Source organism: Streptomyces oryzae (genome assembly GCF_017676365.1).
Lineage (GTDB): Bacteria > Actinomycetota > Actinomycetes > Streptomycetales > Streptomycetaceae > Streptomyces > Streptomyces oryzae.
On sequence record NZ_JADKMA010000177.1, the window covers coordinates 1 to 16,559 of the forward strand.

Annotated in this window: 15 protein-coding genes; 5 read left to right on the forward strand and 10 right to left on the reverse strand. The window is 70.2% G+C overall.

Going from position 1 to position 16,559, the window contains the following annotated elements; genetic code table 11:
- The 7 genes from ITI46_RS26940 to ITI46_RS26970 all read right to left on the reverse strand — a co-directional run.
- Window positions 1-1,535: nickel-dependent hydrogenase large subunit (locus tag ITI46_RS26940; protein WP_209242501.1), on the reverse strand; the 1,535-nt coding region annotated here is incomplete at its 3' end.
- A 60-nt stretch (window positions 1,536-1,595) separates the two neighbouring features.
- Window positions 1,596-2,687 (reverse strand): NADH-quinone oxidoreductase subunit B family protein, encoded by a 1,092-nt coding sequence (locus tag ITI46_RS26945; protein WP_209242502.1) that lies wholly within the window; start codon window positions 2,685-2,687, stop codon window positions 1,596-1,598.
- Entirely contained in the window at window positions 2,684-3,289 is a 606-nt protein-coding gene (locus ITI46_RS26950; RefSeq protein WP_209242503.1) for a hemerythrin domain-containing protein, read from the reverse strand. Before ITI46_RS26950 ends, ITI46_RS26945 begins: the two co-directional genes overlap by 4 nt.
- On the reverse strand, window positions 3,261-4,820 hold the full coding sequence (locus tag ITI46_RS26955) for a hypothetical protein (protein WP_372452081.1): 1,560 nt from the start codon (window positions 4,818-4,820) through the stop codon (window positions 3,261-3,263). Before ITI46_RS26955 ends, ITI46_RS26950 begins: the two co-directional genes overlap by 29 nt.
- A gap of 236 nt (window positions 4,821-5,056) precedes the next feature.
- Window positions 5,057-5,767 (reverse strand): alpha/beta fold hydrolase, encoded by a 711-nt coding sequence (locus tag ITI46_RS26960; RefSeq protein WP_209242505.1) that lies wholly within the window; start codon window positions 5,765-5,767, stop codon window positions 5,057-5,059.
- A gap of 146 nt (window positions 5,768-5,913) precedes the next feature.
- A complete protein-coding gene (locus ITI46_RS26965; RefSeq protein ID WP_209242506.1) occupies window positions 5,914-7,233 on the reverse strand; it encodes a hypothetical protein in 1,320 nt (439 codons plus the stop codon).
- A 149-nt stretch (window positions 7,234-7,382) separates the two neighbouring features.
- Window positions 7,383-8,687, reverse strand: a complete 1,305-nt coding sequence (locus ITI46_RS26970; RefSeq protein ID WP_209242507.1) for an MFS transporter — start codon at window positions 8,685-8,687, stop codon at window positions 7,383-7,385.
- Between the two features lie 201 nt (window positions 8,688-8,888).
- On the opposite strand from ITI46_RS26970, the gene ITI46_RS26975 reads away from it, so the two are divergent.
- Window positions 8,889-9,467, forward strand: a complete 579-nt coding sequence (locus ITI46_RS26975) for a helix-turn-helix domain-containing protein (RefSeq protein WP_209242508.1) — start codon at window positions 8,889-8,891, stop codon at window positions 9,465-9,467.
- A gap of 30 nt (window positions 9,468-9,497) precedes the next feature.
- Here the strand turns inward: ITI46_RS26975 and ITI46_RS26980 are convergent, their stop codons facing one another.
- Window positions 9,498-10,163 (reverse strand): maleylpyruvate isomerase N-terminal domain-containing protein, encoded by a 666-nt coding sequence (locus ITI46_RS26980; RefSeq protein ID WP_209242509.1) that lies wholly within the window; start codon window positions 10,161-10,163, stop codon window positions 9,498-9,500.
- A 297-nt stretch (window positions 10,164-10,460) separates the two neighbouring features.
- Here ITI46_RS26980 and ITI46_RS26985 point away from each other — a divergent pair, with 297 nt between their 5' ends.
- Entirely contained in the window at window positions 10,461-11,186 is a 726-nt protein-coding gene (locus tag ITI46_RS26985) for a GH12 family glycosyl hydrolase domain-containing protein (RefSeq protein WP_209242510.1), read from the forward strand.
- 67 nt (window positions 11,187-11,253) lie between these two features.
- A complete protein-coding gene (locus ITI46_RS26990) occupies window positions 11,254-12,066 on the forward strand; it encodes a pectate lyase (RefSeq protein ID WP_209242511.1) in 813 nt (270 codons plus the stop codon).
- A gap of 105 nt (window positions 12,067-12,171) precedes the next feature.
- Here ITI46_RS26990 and ITI46_RS26995 read toward each other — a convergent pair whose 3' ends face one another.
- Both ITI46_RS26995 and ITI46_RS27000 read right to left on the reverse strand, forming a co-directional pair.
- Complete coding sequence (locus ITI46_RS26995) at window positions 12,172-12,861, reverse strand: response regulator (RefSeq protein WP_209242512.1); 690 nt, start codon at window positions 12,859-12,861, stop codon at window positions 12,172-12,174.
- Window positions 12,858-14,603 carry a sensor histidine kinase gene (locus ITI46_RS27000; protein WP_209242513.1) on the reverse strand — a complete coding sequence of 582 codons (1,746 nt, stop codon included), beginning with the start codon at window positions 14,601-14,603 and terminating at the stop codon, window positions 12,858-12,860. Before ITI46_RS27000 ends, ITI46_RS26995 begins: the two co-directional genes overlap by 4 nt.
- Window positions 14,604-14,872: 269 nt before the next feature.
- Between ITI46_RS27000 and ITI46_RS27005 the strand changes: the two genes are divergently transcribed.
- Both ITI46_RS27005 and ITI46_RS27010 read left to right on the forward strand, forming a co-directional pair.
- Complete coding sequence (locus tag ITI46_RS27005) at window positions 14,873-15,688, forward strand: ABC transporter ATP-binding protein (protein ID WP_209242514.1); 816 nt, start codon at window positions 14,873-14,875, stop codon at window positions 15,686-15,688.
- A complete protein-coding gene (locus ITI46_RS27010) occupies window positions 15,678-16,556 on the forward strand; it encodes an ABC transporter permease (RefSeq protein WP_209242515.1) in 879 nt (292 codons plus the stop codon). The genes ITI46_RS27005 and ITI46_RS27010 overlap by 11 nt, the downstream gene beginning before the upstream one ends.
- Window positions 16,557-16,559: the final 3 nt, after the last annotated feature.

A 16,559-nucleotide genomic window follows, 5' to 3' on the forward strand; every position in this document is an offset into this window, starting at 1 on the left:
ATCTTCTTGTCCTTGATCACCAGATGGTGCGAGAGAACGCCGCGTACCGCTTCGTGGAAGCCGCAGCCGATGCCCTCGTCGGGCAGCTCGTAGTCGTTGAAGATCTTGGTGTCGCCCGCCCGTACCAGGCTCAGGGCCCGCTCCACGAAGTCGAAGGCCATGGCGGCGGCATAGGCGATGAAGTAGGGCCTGGCCCGGTCCCGCTCCAGGGTGTTGGACCACTTGGGGATCTTCCACTCCAGCGTCATCTCCGGCAGCCGGCTGCTCTTGGGCAGGGTGATCTGCACGCTGTGCCCGGTGGCCTTGACGTAGTCGGTCTCCACGATCCCGTTGAGCGCCGTCGACCACAGCCGGGCCAGCGGACCGCCGCCGGTGTCCAGGGCGAGGTGGTCGCCGGTGCCCTTGTGGAACCACCGCGGGCTCATCACCCAGCTGTACTTGTCCTCGAAGTCGCGCTTCTGCGGCGCGGGGACGGTCGTCTGGTTCCAGGGGTGCCGCATGTCGACCGGGTTGCCGAGCGGGTCGTGGGTGACGAAAGGATCCTCGTTCACCCAGTCCTCGTAGTAGGAGCTGCCCAGCAGGATGCGCATGCCGAGGTTGATGTCGACCAGGTTGTTGGTGACCAGTTCGCCGTCGACGATGATGCCCGGGGTGACATACATCGCCTTGCCCCAGGTGTTCATGTTCTCGTAGCGGTAGTCGACCGTCTCGTAGTGCTGCCAGGCGCCCCAGCAGCCGAGCATGATCCGGCGGCGGCCGACCTCCTCGTAACCGGGCAGTGCCTCGTAGAAGAAGTCGAAGACGTCGTCGTTCAACGCGACGGACTTCTTGACGAAGTCGAGGATCTTCATCAGCCGGCTGAGATAGTCGGTGAAGGTGGTGGGTGACGGCATGGTGCCCACGCCGCCCGGATACATCGTGGAGGGGTGGACGTGGCGGCCCTCCATCTTGCAGAACATCTCCCGTGTCACCCGGCTGATGTGCAGCGACTCCTTGTAGACCGCTCCCTCGAACGGGTTGAAGGCGCGCATGATGTCGGCGATGGTGCGGTAGCCGTGGATGTCCGCGTGCGGTGCCGGGGTCTTCTCCGCCTTGGCGAGTACGCCGGGGTTGGTGGCCTTGACCATGGCCTCGCAGAAGTCGACGAAGACCATGTTGTCCTGGAAGATGGTGTGGTCGAACATGTACTCGGCGGCCTCGCCGAGGTTGGTGATGTGCTCGGCCAGCGGTGGCGGTTTGACACCGTAGGCCATCTGCTGCGCGTAGTTGGAGCAGGTGGTGTGGTTGTCGCCGCAGATGCCGCAGATGCGGCTGGTGATGAAGCCGGCGTCCCGCGGGTCCTTCCCCCGCATGAAGACCGAGTAGCCCCGGAAGAGCGACGAGGTGCTGCGGCACTCGGTCACTTCCCGGTTGGCGAAGTCGATCTTCGTGTAGATGCCGAGGTTGCCGATGATGCGTGTGATCGGGTCCCAGGACATGTCGACCACCTGCGGCGTCTTGCGCTCCGCCGTGGCCCGCTCCGCGGTTGCCGTCATAACAGTCCTCAGTCCTCACCTGGTCTGGATGTCGTCCATTGCTCGGGGGATACGCCCTGGTCAGGGGCGCCAGCGCGGGGCGTAGCCGCTGGTCAGTTCGGGCCGGTTGTGGTGCCACTTGGGTTCCTGGTTGACGGCGATGTTGGTGATGCCGCGCAACCGCCGGATGAAGGCGCCGTAGGGCCGGATCAGGATGGAGGAGAGGCTGCCGCCGGTGGGCTCGTCCATGAACGGCATGAACGCGTCGGGGAAGCCGGGCATCGTGCAGCCGATGCAGATGCCGCCCACGTTCGGGCAGCCGCCCACTCCCGACATCCAGCCGCGCTTGGGCACGTTGCAGTTGACCACCGGGCCCCAGCAGCCCACCTTCACCTGGCACTTGGGCGAGTTGTAGTCCTTGGCGAAGTCGCCCTGCTCGTAGTAGGCGGCCCGGTCGCAGCCCTCGTGCACCGTCTTCCCGAACAGCCACTGCGGCCGCAGCATCCGGTCCAGCGGTGGCGGTGGCGCGGCGCCGGCGGCGTGGTAGAGGACCCAGGTCAGGGTCTCCATGAAGTTCTCCGGCTGGATGGGGCAGCCCGGCACGTTGACGATCGGCAGCGCGCCCTGCGACCTGAAGTCCCACCCGAGATAGTCCGCGAGCCCCATGCAGCCGGTGGGGTTCCCCGCCATGGCGTGGATGCCGCCGTACGTCGCGCAGGTGCCGGCCGCGACCACCGCCCAGGCCCGGTGGGCGAGGTTGTCGAGCCACCAGTTGAGGGTGAGCGGCTCGCCCATCTCCTCGTCGTTGCCGAAGGACGTCCAGTAGCCGTCGCCCTCGATGATGTTCTGGTTGGGGATCGACCCCTCCACGACGAGGATGAACGGGTTTCCCGCCTCCCCGGCGGCCGCCTTGCGGAACGGGGCCAGGAACTCCTCGCCGCCGGAGGTGGGGGAGAGCACCTTGTTGTGGAGGTTGACCTTCGGCAGGCCGGGGATGAGGCCGAGGACGAGGTCTTCGATGGCGGGCTGACTTGAGGCCGTCATCGACACGGTGTCGCCGTCGCAGCTCATTCCCTCCGAGATCCAGAGGATGTCGATCTCCTCGAACCCTTGTCTCTCCTCGGCCTGCGACGGATGTTCGCTCGTCCGGGTGGTGCCGCTCTCGATCGTCATGTCCTCGGCCTCCCTTGCAGGCGGTCGCGCAGCCGGTCGTAGACGCCCGCGACCGGAGCCGCCATGGCGAGGGCCGGCGGCTGGTCGGGGGCGTGCGGGTGCGGCCGGCTCGGTGCGGCGATCTTCGCCTTCTTCAGCTCGTCGGCCAGTTCGTCGAGGGTCTGCTGGTCGAGGGCCGCGCGCAGCTTGGGGAACATCAGCCCCTCTTCCTCGGCCACGTGCTCCTCGACCTCCCGCTGCAGCTCGTCCATCAGCCGGTCGGTCCGCTCGAAGACCTGCTCGTCGCCCTCGCCGCCGCGGTGACCGTCCGGGTAGGTGTCGCTGTGCCGGTCCGCGGTCGGCAGTTGATCCAGGGCGAGGAGCGTCTTCTTCACGCCCATGTGCTCGGCGAGTTGTTCGTCGATCTCCTGCTGTCCGTCCGCCATGACCTTCCGGGCCAGCGGGTAGACCAGCAGCTCTTCGACCGCCGCGTGCTTGGACAGCTCACGGATCACCGTCTCCACGACGGCACGCCGCTGACGCGCTGAGGCGGCACCGCGGTAGTCGCGGAAGAGTTGCTCGACCATCCGATGGTCATGCGTCAACAGTTCGATGGCATCCATCGGGCCTCTCTTCGTCGGGGCAAGCGGAATCGGTATCCGCACCGGCACCGTCCACCGGCTGAACCTCGTCGGGGCGGAAGTACCAGAACCGGCCGTACCAGGCGTTGAGTTCGGCGGCGGGGTCGTCCTCCACCGAAAGGGCGAGGTGCACGCTGCCGTCCACGTCGTGGAAGACGCCCTCGACCCGGGCCGTCCGTCCGGCGAGGAACATGTCCTGCGCATCGGCGCCTCGCGCCCGCGGGCACATCCGCACCCGGTGGCCGCGCCGCACCGCGACGCCGTCGACCAGCACGCTGTCTGTCGCCGGGCTCAGCCCCGCGTCCCCGCCCTCCCGCCACCACGGGAGGTCTTCCGCGCGGTCCGAGGGGTCCGAGCCGTCCTCGGTGTCCGAGAGTTCGTGGCGGGCCGGTTCCAGGGAGCGGATCGCGCCGTGCAGCCGCGCGAAGACCTCCTGCGGCATGTTCTCGACCCGGTCGAGAATGGCGGCGGCGCGTGGGTCGGTGGCCCGCGCCTCCCGCTTCTCCTCGTCGGTGAGCAGCAGGGTGCGCAGCGAGAGGAGCTCGTCGATCTCGGCGGCGTCGTGCAGGTCACCCGGGCTCTCGGGGGCGACCCGCGGATGGTCGTCCAGCAGGATCGGCGAGGAGAACATCATCCGCCGGGTGCCCTCCTCCCCGGCCAGTACGGGGAAGGTGTGCAGATTCCGGCAGGCGCGTGCGTACGTCCGTACCCGGGGCGGCGGATCGATCAGGGAGACGAACTCCAGGCCCGCACCGCCCAGCAGGGTGTGGGTGGCGAGCAGCGCGTGACCCAGCGCCTCTTCGCGCGGTGTGCCCGGGGGCAGGGTGGCGTCGGTGTTCTCCGTACGGACGATCAGCCGGTCGACTCCGCCGGGCCCCTCCAGCGGGTCGACGCGCAGCGAGGTGCGTGCCTGGACCGGCCGGCGTCGCCGCACCACCCGTACGGATGTGCCCTGCTCGCCGCCGTCGGCGAGCACGGTCGTCTCCTCGCCGCCCGGCGCTCCGACGGGGTAGGTGCGCTCACCCTCCAGGAGCTCGGCCAGGGGCAGCTCGATCAGGGTCTCGTGCGGAACCGCCTCGTCGAAGGACAGCTGGAGTTCGCCGTCGGTCTCCAGCGACTCCACGAACTCCCACGGGCCGTCCCGGTGGGTGCGGCGCTCGATGTGCTTGCTCTGCAGCTGGAGGAAGCGCACCAGGACGCGGAGCACGGCGCCGGGCGCGGCCTCGAACAGGCATGCGGTCTGCTGCTGCCAGGACTCGGCCGAGCCCGCGACGCTCGCCGGGACGGGACCGTCCGCCTCGACCCAGCCCCGGGGCGCGAGCACGCCGAACTGCCAACGCACCCGGTTCTTGGGGGAGGAGCGGCGGTACGGGTAGAGCAGATAGCCCTCGTAGCAGATGGCGTCCGCGACTGCGCGGATCTGCCCGAATTCGGCGGCCTGGGACGGATGATCCACCCTCGCGCCTCCTGGTTCCTCGGCACTCGCCGCACCCTCGTAACTGTCGCCGTCCATATTTGCACCGTTTTTTCGTCTTTGCGCGTTATCGGCGACGGGTGTGGCGGGCGGAGCGTGCCCAGGCGGGCGGAGCACGGACGGCCGTAGCCCAATGGGGTGACTGGCTCGGCGGGCCCGTGCGTCGCGCCCGGTCGAACGGCCGGTGCCGGGCCCCGGGTTCGGTGGCCGGTGTGTCTGGCGCCGACCGTGCGTACCCGGACACACCGGCCCGCCCGGACCCGCGGCGGCTCCGGTCATGAGCGCGAGGCCACTTCTTCCGCGAGGCGCCGTACGGGGTCCGACCAGGCTTCGGGGTCGAGCCAGGGAAAGGTGTGGGCCCCCGGCACCTCGGCGAAGCGGCCGTCCGGCGGCAGGGCGGCGAGCTCGCGGGCCCAGCGCCTGGTGTCGACCACGTCCTGCCTGCCGTGCAGCACCAGAACCGGGACCGTCAGCCGGTGTACGGCGTCCTCCAGCGGGTCCTTCAGATGGACGCTGACGGTGTGCACCAGCCGCCTGGCGCCGGCGCGCTTCCACTCGGGGCGGTGGGAGGGGCCCAGTCCGGGCGGTTCGCGGCGGGCGTCCAGCCGCCAGCGGGCCAGCAGCCGCAGCCAGCCGCGTGCCGCGGGGTCGACCGTCGGACTGGCCAGCACCACCGCGGCCACGCCGGGGTGGCCGGCAGCCGCCCGGGCGGCGACCTGCGTGCCGCTGGAGTGCCCGGCCAGTACGACCCGGCCCAGGTCGCGGGTGGTGAGCCAGTCGGCGACGCAGCGGCCGAACTCCGGAACGTCCAGCTCGTGCGGGGGTTCGCCGCTGCCGCCGAACCCTGGCAGCTCGACGAGGTGGGCCCGGTTCCAGCGGCCGAACGCGGCCAGGCCCGGCAGCAGATAGTCGGCCACGGCCAGCCCCTGCACCAGCACGACTTCCGGGACTCCCGGGCGCGGGGACCCGACCGACCGGCTGCGCATCCGCCCCAGGACTCCGTCGTGATGGGTGACGACCGTCCGGGCCGGAAAGGCCGGAGGGAGCGGAGAGTCCGAGGAGCCTGAGCGGACTGCCGGGTCGGGAGGGTCCGCGGGGCCGGGTCGGCCGGCGGCATCGTCACCCCGGCGCGTCACGGGCTGCCCTCGTCCACGCGCTCGAAGGGGGCGAGCCGCGCGGCCTCCGTGCCCTGCCGCAGCTGCTGGTCCAGGAAGGTGTCCAGCTCATCGACCGTCAGCAGCGGCGGCAGGGGATACCGTTCCGGCTGGGCGGCGAGTGCCGGACCCCAGCGCAGGGTGCTGCCGATGTCCTCGGGGAACGCCTGCCGGTCCACGCCCAGGGTGCCGCCCGCCTCGCTGCCGTACCGGCCCGCGAGCTCGTCCCAGTGCCCGGCCGGCACCTGCCCGACCGAGCGCAGTCCGTTGGAGAAGAGATTGACATCGACGCGCCGGTAGGGGGCTGCCGAGGTCTCCAGATAGCGCTCCAGCAGGCCGTACGAGGAGCGGGCGGTGAACTGCAGCCAGAGGGGCACGGCTCCGAGCCGCAGCGTCCAGTACGGCTCCCACTGGTTGTACGACTCGACCAGAAGACGGTCGGCGGGCCTGCCGAGGCGGCGCAGCCACCAGCGGTGCAGCTCGGCGACGAGCGGGCTGAGGTGTTCCGGCTGGCCGATGGTGATACGCCGGACCGGGTGCCCCCGGCGTGCGGCCAGTGCCACGAGGTTGGCGGTGAGGGCGTCGTCGTACCCCCATTCGGCCTCCGGGTACGTCGCGTCCGTCGGCGGTGCCTCCCAGCGGCGTACGGGCGACCCCTGTTCGGCCAGGTGCCGGGCGATCTCCCCGCTGCCGGTCGCGTACTCGTGCGCGGGCATGCCGCCCAGCGCACCGAACTGGAAGCGCTGCCGGTCGCCGAGCACCGTCATCGGCCACCGCAGCGCGCAGTCCACGATGAAGACCCTCCCGCCGGGGGCGAGCCGCTCTTCGAGGAAGCGCGTCAGTACCTCGCCGAGCTGCAGCCGCTTGAACCGGAAGTACATGAAGCGGACCAGCATCGCGCGGTCCTGACTGGGGTCGTGCATATGGCACAAGGACAGCTCGGGGTTTCCGTGGACCATGCGCCGCCCCAGCGAGCGCCCGGCCGCCAGCGCGGCGTGCGGCTGATCCGGGTCCAGCCGCGCCCGTACGGGGACGAGAAACGTCTGCGGCACAACGGGCGCTCCCATGGCCGCGGCCAGATGCACCGCCGCACCGCTTACCGAACCGACGAAAACGGCGGGATACGGGCCCGGACCGTACTGCGAGACCGTCCACCGGGCCAGGTCTTCGGCCCCGAGCCGGGACACCAGGCCGGGCCGGGTGCTCTGCAGCTGTCCCGCGAGGACGAAGGCACGCCGCCGAGCGCCGGAGGGCAGGCGGGCGAGGCCGTCCGCCAGCCGCGCGGACCCGGGCACCACGCCGAGTCCCCCGAAGGAACGGCCCTCGCAGAAAACGGCTCGTCGCCCGTACCGCGGCCACCGAGGAGTCGAAATCGCACAGGCAGCTCGCCACCCGCGACGCCTGTCGCACCGCTCGACCTCCCTCCGCAACCGGGGGTCACGACCCGCTACGTCCTCAGCCTGCGCCGCAGTTGCCGATCGCGCATCTCGGCGGTCGCCTGCGGGCCTTCCTCGGCGTGTGGTGAGCAGCCGCCGTTCGTCGGGCGGGCCTGTCGTGCCCGGTCGAGGAGGATGAGGGGGATCGCCGCCGTGGCGAGGCCGGCGCCGATCCAGCAGACCGAGGTGAGCGCGGCCCCCTGGGTGAGCGCGGCGGCAGCGAGGACGGGGGTCACGCTGATGCCCAGCTGGAACGCCGACACGGTGCCGGCTCCGGCGAGGGTGGGGGCAGCGGCCGCGACGGTGAAGACGCGCCCGTAGACGGCGGGGTTCAGCAGGAACGCGGCGATGCCGAGCAGGAACACTGTGGGCATAACCGCCCAGACCTGATGGACAGCCGCGACCATCACGGCCGACAGGACCACGATCGCCGACGCGCCGGTGAGCAGCGCGAGGTGGGGGCGCCGGTCGGAGACACGGCCGCCTATGGACAGACCGAGGAAGGCACCGACACCGAACAGCGCGAGGACCGCCGGAATCCAGACCTCGGCGAGCGCGGTGATGTCGGCGAGCATGGCCGCCAGATAGTTGAACGTGAGCATGTACGCCGCAGTGGTCAGGATCGTCATCGCGTAGATCCCCCAGAGCTCCGGCTTCCGCATCGTGGCCAGCTCCCGCGACACACTGGGCGTGCCGGCCGGGCCGGTGTCGGGGCCCGTGCCCTGGCCGGTGGCGGGGAGACCGAGGTGGCAGCCGGCGATCCCGGCGACGGTCAGCACCACGACGGCCCAGAAGCCGCCGCGCCATTCGGTGAAATGGCTGAGCAGCGTCCCCGCAGGACCGCCGGCGACCATCGCCACCGTGAGCCCGCCGACCACCACTCCGGACGCACGCGCGTTCCGGTCCGGCGTCACCAGGCCGATCGCGGTCACCGACGCGACGGCGAAGAAGCCGGCGTAGGCGATACCCGAGACCACCCTGCTGACCAGCATGACCGGGTAGTTGCCGAGCAGTCCGGCCGCGATGCCGGCTGCGAAGACGGCCTGGGTCGCCAGCAGCGCGGTACGGCGGGGCCAGTGCAGGCTGAGCACCGCGAACGGCGGCCCGCCGATCACCACACCGACCGCGAAAGCGGTGATCAGCAGCCCGGCCGAGGAGAGCGTGATGTCCAGATCGGCGGCGACCGCGGGCAGCACACCGGCCAGCAGAAACTCCGCGCTCCCCATCGCGAACAGGCTGAAGCCCAGCAGATACACCCCGACAGGCAGCATGCCGGAACGGCTGCCGCCGACCGTCTCAGCTGTGACGCCGGCCATCAGCGCGCACCCCCGGTGCCGAGGCCGTCGGCGCCGCCGGCGGCCGTTTCGCCGAGTACTTCCGGCAGCAATCGGTTCGTCGGATCCGTCGTTGTGTTCATTGTGTTCATTCGGATCACCTCCGCCGAGAGTGTCCGGAGGCTCGACCGATTCCGACAAGCAACGTTGCTGATTCCGGGATGCGTTGCTTGACTGCGTCCCATGGACGACCAACCGAGCGTCGATGCCGTGATCGAGCAGATCGCTCCCCGGCTGCGCCGCGCCCGTGAGAAGAAGGACATCAGCCTGGCCGACCTCGCCCGCGCCACAGGCATCTCGACCAGCACGCTGTCACGGCTGGAGTCGGCTCAGCGCAAACCGAGCCTCGAGCTCCTCCTGCCGATCACCGCCGCGTTGGGCATTCGGCTCGACGAGATCGTGGCCGCGCCCGTCGTACTCGATCCGCGTATCGCGCAGAAGCCCACCAAGAATGGCGGCCGGGTGCTGATCCCGTTGTCCCGGCAGCAGGGAGAGCCACGCGCGTACAAGATGACCATTCCGGCACACGACGAACAGCCGTACCTGCGGACCCACACCGGGTACGAATGGCTCTACGTCCTCCGCGGCCGGCTCCGTGTGAAGCTGGAGGACCGGGACTTCGTCATGGGGGCAGGCGAAGCGGCCGAGTTCGACTGCCAGATTCCGCACTGGTTCGGCGCCGCGGGGCGCGGCAGCGTCGAAGTGCTCAGCCTCTTCGGAAAGCAGGGCGAACGCATCCACCTGCGCACCCCGCAACGCTGACGCGGCAGCAGATACCCCGTGAGGGGGCGGTCAGCCGATGATGAACGGAAGCTTCGCGGCGAGATCGCCCAGCACGGCCTGCTCCGCGTCGGTCGGCCTGCGGCGGCCTGTGCCGATTAGCAGCGCGTCCTTGTCCGAGAACGCGGCGGGAAACGGCGCCCCGGCAATCTTCTCCAGCAACGTGCGGGCTGCCGCGAGGGCGTCGGCGGGCGGCTCGGTGGCGGTGGCGATGGCAGGCGGCAGATGGGCGATCAGGTCGAGGTGGTGCAGGGACCACTCGAGCACGTAAGCCGACAGATAGTCGCCGACGGTCAGCACCTTGTCCTGTGTGCTGACGCGGCCTGCGGGATCGGCGAGTTGGGCGGCGCGGCCCGCGGCGGAGCCGACGTCGTCGAGGTGGAACTTGAGCAGCCGGGGCTCGCCGTACGCGGCGGCCAGCCGGGGGATCAGCGCGTCGAGCGGGTCCTCGCCGGTCGGGGGCTCGACCAGTTCCCAGTAGGTGACCGCGTCCGCGGTCGGTTCCGTCCCGGCGGGCGTGACCAGCGTGATCAGGACGTCCTGGGCATCGATGACCAGGTGGCACGCCAGGTCCCGTACCAGCCAGCCGGCACAGCCCGACGGCCGCTCGAAGTCCTCGTCCGGGGTCTCGAGAACCGCCGTGCGCAGCGCCGTCCAAGAGCGTGAGAAGAGATCCACCGCGGCACGGTAATGCCCCACAGGAACGGCGGACAAGCGAATTCGGTCACTGCCGGCCACCGGTCCCGAAGCCCGGAGAACTCGTCCGGAGAACTCGTCCGGAGAAATTCCTCCGCCCGGCAGCAACCTTCCGCACACCGGCGGCAACGACACAGCAGCAGGCGCTCGTTGCCGGCCCGTGGTCCGGTGTGCAGCGAGCACCGAGGAACAGCGGAAGCAAACGGACAGCGGAAGCAACGGAACTACGGAAACGACCGCAACAGCGGAAGCAGCCGGAACAGCGGAAAGGAACCCCCCATGGCACGGCAGGCACGGCACAGGCTCAGCAGGCGTGTGACGCTCCTCTTGGCCCCCTCGGCGGCATTCGCCGCGCTGCTCGGCTTCGCCGCCGCACCGGCGCACGCCGCAGCCTGGTCCTCCTCGGACCGCTGGGGCAGCTACGAGACGTCGGACGGCTACACCCTCTACAACAACATCTGGGGAGAGGGCGCCGGTTCACAGACCATCGAGGCGAACTCGGCGTCGGACTGGTGGGTGCACGCCGACCATCCGGCCACGGGCGGCATCAAGTCCTACCCGAACGCCAAGAAGGTGGTCGGCAAGCGCATCGGTGAGCTCACCTCACTCGACAGCAGCTATCAGGTGGACGTTCCGGAGGCCGGCGCCTACAACACGTCGTACGACATCTGGGACAGCGACCACGATTACGAGGTCATGCTGTGGGTCAACCAGCATGGCGCGGTCGGCCCGATCGGTACGCCGCAGGGCACGGTGACGCTCGGCGGGCACACCTGGCAGGTCTACAAGGGCGACAACGGCGCCAACCAGGTCTTCTCGTTCGTGCGCACCTCCGATTCCGCGCAGGGCACCGTGAACATCCTGCCGGTCCTGCGCTGGCTGAAGGACGACAAGCACTGGTGGGGCGACGAGACCATCGGCGACGTTCAGTTCGGATACGAGATCACCTCATCGCCCGGCGGCCTCGACTTCACCACCAGCCGGTTCGGCGTCACCAGCCGCTGACCCCGTACGGATCAGCGCCCCGTGGCACCCCTGCCCCCACAACCCCCCACAAGAAGGAGTTCCGACGATGAGAACCGCACTGCACAAGCGCCGGCTGAGCCGCCGGGCCACCCTCTCAGGCGCTGCCGCGGCTGTGGCACTGGGCGGGGTCGCCATGTTCGGCACCTCAGTGGCCTCTGCCGGTGCGGCCGAGCAGTGGCCTGACCCGCAGGGCGAGAAGCCGGTCTCCAAGACCATCCCCGTCTCCGGGGAGTACGACGGCAAGATGCAGCGCTTCTACGGCGAGGGCGACCTCGGCGGCGGTGACCAGGGCGAGGGCCAGGCCCCGGTCTTCAAGCTCGAGGACGGCGCGGTGCTGAAGAACGTCGTCCTCGGCAAGCCCGCCGCCGACGGCGTGCACTGCATGGGCAGCTGCACCCTGGAGAACGTGTGGTGGGAGGACGTCGGCGAGGACGCGGCCTCCTTCAAGGGCGAGTCCTCTTCCGCCACTTACACGGTCACGGGCGGCGGAGCGCGCAAGGCCGACGACAAGGTCTTCCAGTTCAACGGCGCGGGCTCGCTGAAGGTGTCCGGCTTCCAGGTCTCCGACTTCGGCAAGCTGGTGCGCTCCTGCGGCAACTGCTCCACCCAGCACAAGCGTTCCATCACCGTCGAGGACGTGGACGTCATGGCGCCCGGCAAGGCGATAGCGGGCGTCAACGCCAACTACGGCGACACCGCCACCCTGCGGAAGGTCCGCATCCACGGCGACTCCGGCAAGAAGATCAAGCCGTGCGTCCGCTACGAGGGCAACGACAGCGGCGACGAGCCGGACGAGATCGGCAGCGGACCCGACGGCAAGACTTGCCTCTACTCCGAGTCCGACATCTCCTACGACTGACCGCGAAGTCGCCGGACTCCGGTTCCGCCGGGCCACCGGTCCACCGGTCCGCAACAGCGGGACCCCGCACGGCGCGGGGTCCCGCCCACCGGGCCGCGGGGCCGGCTATTTCGCCACTGCCCACGAGTAGCGGTGCTCCGGCCGGCCGGTGTCGCCGTATTTGAGGGTGAGGCTGATCCGCCCCTCGCCTTCGAGGTATTTGAGGTAGCGCTGCGCGGTGGAGCGGCTGATACCGGTGCGGGCCGCGATCTCATGGGCGGAGAGCGGGTGCGCGGCTTCGCCGAGGGCGCGGCGGATGAGGTCGACCGTCGGCGCCGAGTGGCCCTTGGGCAGCTCCGGCTGGGGTGAGGCGGTGCGGAAGGCGCTGAAGATGCGGTCGACCTGTTCCTGGCCCGCCTCCCCGCGCCCGCCCACGCCTTCCAGGGTGCGCCGCAGCTCCGCGTACCGTTCGAGCTTCGTCTGCAGCCCCGCGAAGTTGAACGGTTTGACCAGGTACTGGAGAGCGCCGCAGCGCATGGCCGCCTGGACGGTGGCGACGTCCCGGGCGGCCGTCACCATGATCACATCCGTGAAGTGGCCGAGCTGCCTCATCCGGCGGACCAGGGTCACGCCGGTCTCGTCGGGCAGATAGTGGTCGAGCAGCAGCAGGTCGACGTGGGTGCGCTCCAGGGTGGCCAGGGCCTGGGCCGCGGTGTGCGCGCGGGCGCTGACGCGGAATCCGGGCACCCGTGCCACATAGGCGGCGTTGATCTCGGCGACGTGGAAGTCGTCGTCGACGACGAGGACGTCGATCATCGGGACTCTCCTTCAGCGGTCAGCTGACGGTCGGCGGCGCGCTCCCCGCTCAGCGCCTCGGGCAGTACGACGGTGAAGACCGCCCCGCCGCCCGCGCGGGCGGTGACCCGGGCCATCCCGCCGTACCGCTCGGCGAGCCGCCGGATCATGGCCAGGCCCAGACCACGGCCGCGCGGGACGGCAACCGGCCGCGTGGTCCGAGCGGAGGCCGTGGTGGCGGCCTCTGCGGAGGCGATGTCTCCGGACTCGGCCCCCGCGGCGGGCATGGGCGGGAGCAGGGCGGGGAAGCTGGGCGGTTCCTTGGTGGACCAGCCCTCCTCGAAGATGCGGTCCCGCAGTTCGGGCGGCACACCGGGGCCGGTGTCGGAGACCTGGAGCACGGCGGTGGTGCGCTCGGCCCGCAGCTCGATCTCGATGAAGGCGTCGGTGCCGCGGTGCGCCGTCCCGGCCTCCAGCGCGTTGTCGAGGAGGTTGCCGAGCACCGTCACCAGATCGCGCGGGTCGACCACCCGGTCGGGCAGCAGCGTGGTGGGGGAGACGCGCAGGGAGACGCCCCGCTCGGCCGCGATGGTCGTCTTGCCCACGATCAGCGCCGCCAGCAGCGGATCGTGCACCCGCTCGGCGATCTGCTCGACGGAGGCGCGGCGCGCGTCGGTGACCTCGGCGACGAACTCCATCGCCCGCTCCGGCCTGCCCAGCTCCAGCAGCCCCAGGACCGTGTGCATCCGGTTGGCGTGCTCGTGGTCCTTGGCGCGCAGGGCGTCCAGCAGCCCGTGCGTACTGTCCAGCTCGCGGCCCAGCATCTCCAGCTCGGTCCGGTCGCGCAGCGTCGCCACGGCGCCGCCGTCCCTGGTCGGCATCCGGTTGACGACCAGCACCCGGCCGCTGCTGATGGTCAGCAGATCGGTTCCGGCCACCCGTCCCGCCAGCACATCCGCCGTACGGCCAGGGGGCAGCAGCTCGTCCAGGTCGTGCCCCGCGTCCTGCGGCCCGAGGCCGAGCAGCCGCTGCGCCTCGTCGTTGACCATACGGACCCGGCCGTGCTGGTCTACGGCGACGACGCCCTCCCGGATGCCGTGCAGCATCGCCTCGCGCTCGTCGAGCAGCGCCGAGATGTCGGCGAACGCGACTCCGTGCGTACGGCGACGCAGCCTGCGGGCGACCACGAGCGCGGCGAGTATGCCGGCGCCCAGCGCCATGCCCGCGTACGACAGCAGCCGCGGCACCTCGGCGAAGAGCTTCTCGCGCACGCTGTCGTAGCCGATACCGACGGAGACCGCGCCGACGATCTCCCCCTTGCCGTTGCGCAGCGGCGCCTTGGCGCGGGCCGAGCGGCCCAGGGTGCCGGTGTCGATCTGCCGGACCTCCTCGCCGGCGAGCGCGCGGCTGGGGTCTGTGGAGACGTGCTCGCCGATCCGGGAGGGTGTGGTGTGCGACCAGCGCACCCCGTGGGTGTCCATCACCACGATGTACAGCGCCCCGGTGGCCTTGCGGATCCGCTCGGCCTCCCGCTGCACCGGTCCCGTAGGGCTCGGGGGCGTGCTGACGAGATCGTGCGCGAGCTGTGGGTCGGCGGTGGCAGTGCGTGCGATGGCGAGGGCCCTGCCCATGGCCTGGTCGTCGATCTCGGAGCTGAACGGAGCCAGGAACAGCCCCGTGACCAGCGCTGTCACCCCGGTGGTGAGGGCCAGCTGGGCGACCAGGACCTGGCCGGAGACGCGCGTGGGCCAGCGGATTCGCATCGCACTCCCTGCCTTCCGACCCTCGGCCCTCGCGGGCGGGACGCCGCTGGTGGACCGGCGTCCTATGAAGCGAAACTTTTACGCCACACGCGGCCTGAAGGCGACGTGTGAACGAAAGGTAAGAGCGAGAAGCCGGGCTGACCAGCCTTGTGCGTCGTTTCGTTGTCCGGCCGTGAGCAGAACGAGCACAACAGTGCTTAGGAGCAGAAGCGCGAAGAGTGCTCACAAGACTGCCGACAGTACCCGCGGCGCTCCTAGCCTCCCGGGCCATGAACAGCCAGACGACCCCGGCCATCGAGCTACGGGCGACGAGTAAAGCGTTCCGGACCCCCTCGGGCCGGCTGCACACCGCCGTCAGAGATCTGGACCTGACCGTTCGGCAAGGCGAGTTCGTTGCCGTGGTCGGCCCGACCGGATGCGGCAAATCAACTACTCTCACGCTGGTCAGCGGGCTGGAGGAGCCGACGGAGGGCGAGGTGCTGGTGGCCGGTGAGCCGGTCCGCGGCATCGGCGACAAGGTCGGCTTCGTCTTCCAGCAGGACGCCGTCTTCCCCTGGCGCACCGTGCTGTCGAACGTGATGGCAGGTCCCCGGTTCCGTGGCGTACCGAAGACCGAGGCGAAGGAGCGGGCCCGCGAGTGGCTCGACCGGGTGGGCCTCGGCAGCTTCGAGGACCGCTATCCGCATCAGCTCTCCGGCGGCCAGCGCAAGCGGGTCGCCCTCGCGGCGACCTTCGTCAACGACCCGGAGCTGCTGCTGATGGACGAACCCTTCTCCGCGCTGGACGTACAGACCCGCGCCCTGATGTCGGACCAGCTGCTGGAGCTGTGGGGCGGGACCGGCGCCTCGGTCGTCTTCGTCACCCACGACCTGGAGGAGTCCATCGCGCTGGCCGACAAGGTCGTGGTGATGACGGCCGGCCCGGCGACCGTCAAGGAGGTCTTCGCCATCGATCTTCCCCGGCCGCGCAAGGTCGAGGAGGTGCGGCTGGAGCCGCGGTTCGTCGAGATCTACCGGGAACTGTGGTCCTCGCTCGGCGAAGAGGTCCGGATCACCCGTGAGAGGGGTGCCGCAGATGTCGCCTGAGACCATCGCAGCGCCGGCCGCCGCCGGGGAGAAGAAGAGCCCTGGCACCGAACGCTCCCAGGCCAGGGAACGGGCAGCGCGCAATCACCGGCTTCTCGTCTACAGCACACGAGTGGTGCTGTTCGTGGCGGTGATCGGCCTGTGGGAGTTGCTGGCCAGGACGGCCGTCATCGACCCGTTCAACTTCTCCATGCCGTCGAAGATCTGGGAGCAGATCCGGCAGTGGACGCTGAACGGCACTCCGCAAGGCCCCCTGTGGGAGCAGATCTGGTACACGCTCTACGAGGCGCTGCTCGGCTGGGTCCTCGGCGTCATCGGCGGCGTGGTGCTGGGCATCGCGCTCGGCCGGATCCGGTTCCTCGCCGATGTGGTGGGCCCGTACATCAAGGTGCTCAACGCCCTGCCGCGCATCGTGCTCGCGCCGATCTTCCTGATCTGGTTCGGCCTCGGACCGGCCTCGAAGGTCGCCTCCGCTGTCGTGCTGGTCTTCTTCCCGGTCTTCTTCAACGCCTTCCAGGGTGCACGGGAGGTCGACCGCAACCTGGTCGCCAACTCCCGGATACTCGGCGCGAGCAACCGGCAGGTCACCCTCCATGTGGTGATCCCCTCGGCCACCTCGTGGATCTTCACCAGCCTCCATGTCAGCTTCGGCTTCGCGCTGATCGGCGCGATCGTGGGCGAGTACATCGGCGCCACCAAGGGCCTCGGTCTGCTGGTCTCGGCCTCCCAGGGCACGTTCAACGCCGCCGGGGTGTACGCGGCGATGGTGATCCTCGCCGTGGTGGCGCTGCTGGCCGAAGGGCTGCTGGCCTTCCTGGAGAAACGGCTCTTCCGCTGGAAGCCGGCCGACCCCGGCACCGCCCGCTGACCC

What these genes read in the sequence shown, in the direction of transcription:
- ITI46_RS26945 (WP_209242502.1), bottom strand. Translation starts at nt 2,687, where the DNA reads ATGACGATCGAGAGCGGCACCACCCGGACGAGCGAACATCCGTCGCAG.
- ITI46_RS26950 (WP_209242503.1), bottom strand. Translation starts at nt 3,289, where the DNA reads ATGGATGCCATCGAACTGTTGACGCATGACCATCGGATGGTCGAGCAA.
- ITI46_RS26955 (WP_372452081.1), bottom strand. Translation starts at nt 4,820, where the DNA reads ATGGACGGCGACAGTTACGAGGGTGCGGCGAGTGCCGAGGAACCAGGA.
- ITI46_RS26960 (WP_209242505.1), bottom strand. Translation starts at nt 5,767, where the DNA reads ATGCGCAGCCGGTCGGTCGGGTCCCCGCGCCCGGGAGTCCCGGAAGTC.
- ITI46_RS26970 (WP_209242507.1), bottom strand. Translation starts at nt 8,687, where the DNA reads ATGGCCGGCGTCACAGCTGAGACGGTCGGCGGCAGCCGTTCCGGCATG.
- ITI46_RS26975 (WP_209242508.1), top strand. Translation starts at nt 8,889, where the DNA reads ATGGACGACCAACCGAGCGTCGATGCCGTGATCGAGCAGATCGCTCCC.
- ITI46_RS26985 (WP_209242510.1), top strand. Translation starts at nt 10,461, where the DNA reads ATGGCACGGCAGGCACGGCACAGGCTCAGCAGGCGTGTGACGCTCCTC.
- ITI46_RS26990 (WP_209242511.1), top strand. Translation starts at nt 11,254, where the DNA reads ATGAGAACCGCACTGCACAAGCGCCGGCTGAGCCGCCGGGCCACCCTC.
- ITI46_RS26995 (WP_209242512.1), bottom strand. Translation starts at nt 12,861, where the DNA reads ATGATCGACGTCCTCGTCGTCGACGACGACTTCCACGTCGCCGAGATC.
- ITI46_RS27000 (WP_209242513.1), bottom strand. Translation starts at nt 14,603, where the DNA reads ATGCGAATCCGCTGGCCCACGCGCGTCTCCGGCCAGGTCCTGGTCGCC.
- ITI46_RS27005 (WP_209242514.1), top strand. Translation starts at nt 14,873, where the DNA reads ATGAACAGCCAGACGACCCCGGCCATCGAGCTACGGGCGACGAGTAAA.
- ITI46_RS27010 (WP_209242515.1), top strand. Translation starts at nt 15,678, where the DNA reads ATGTCGCCTGAGACCATCGCAGCGCCGGCCGCCGCCGGGGAGAAGAAG.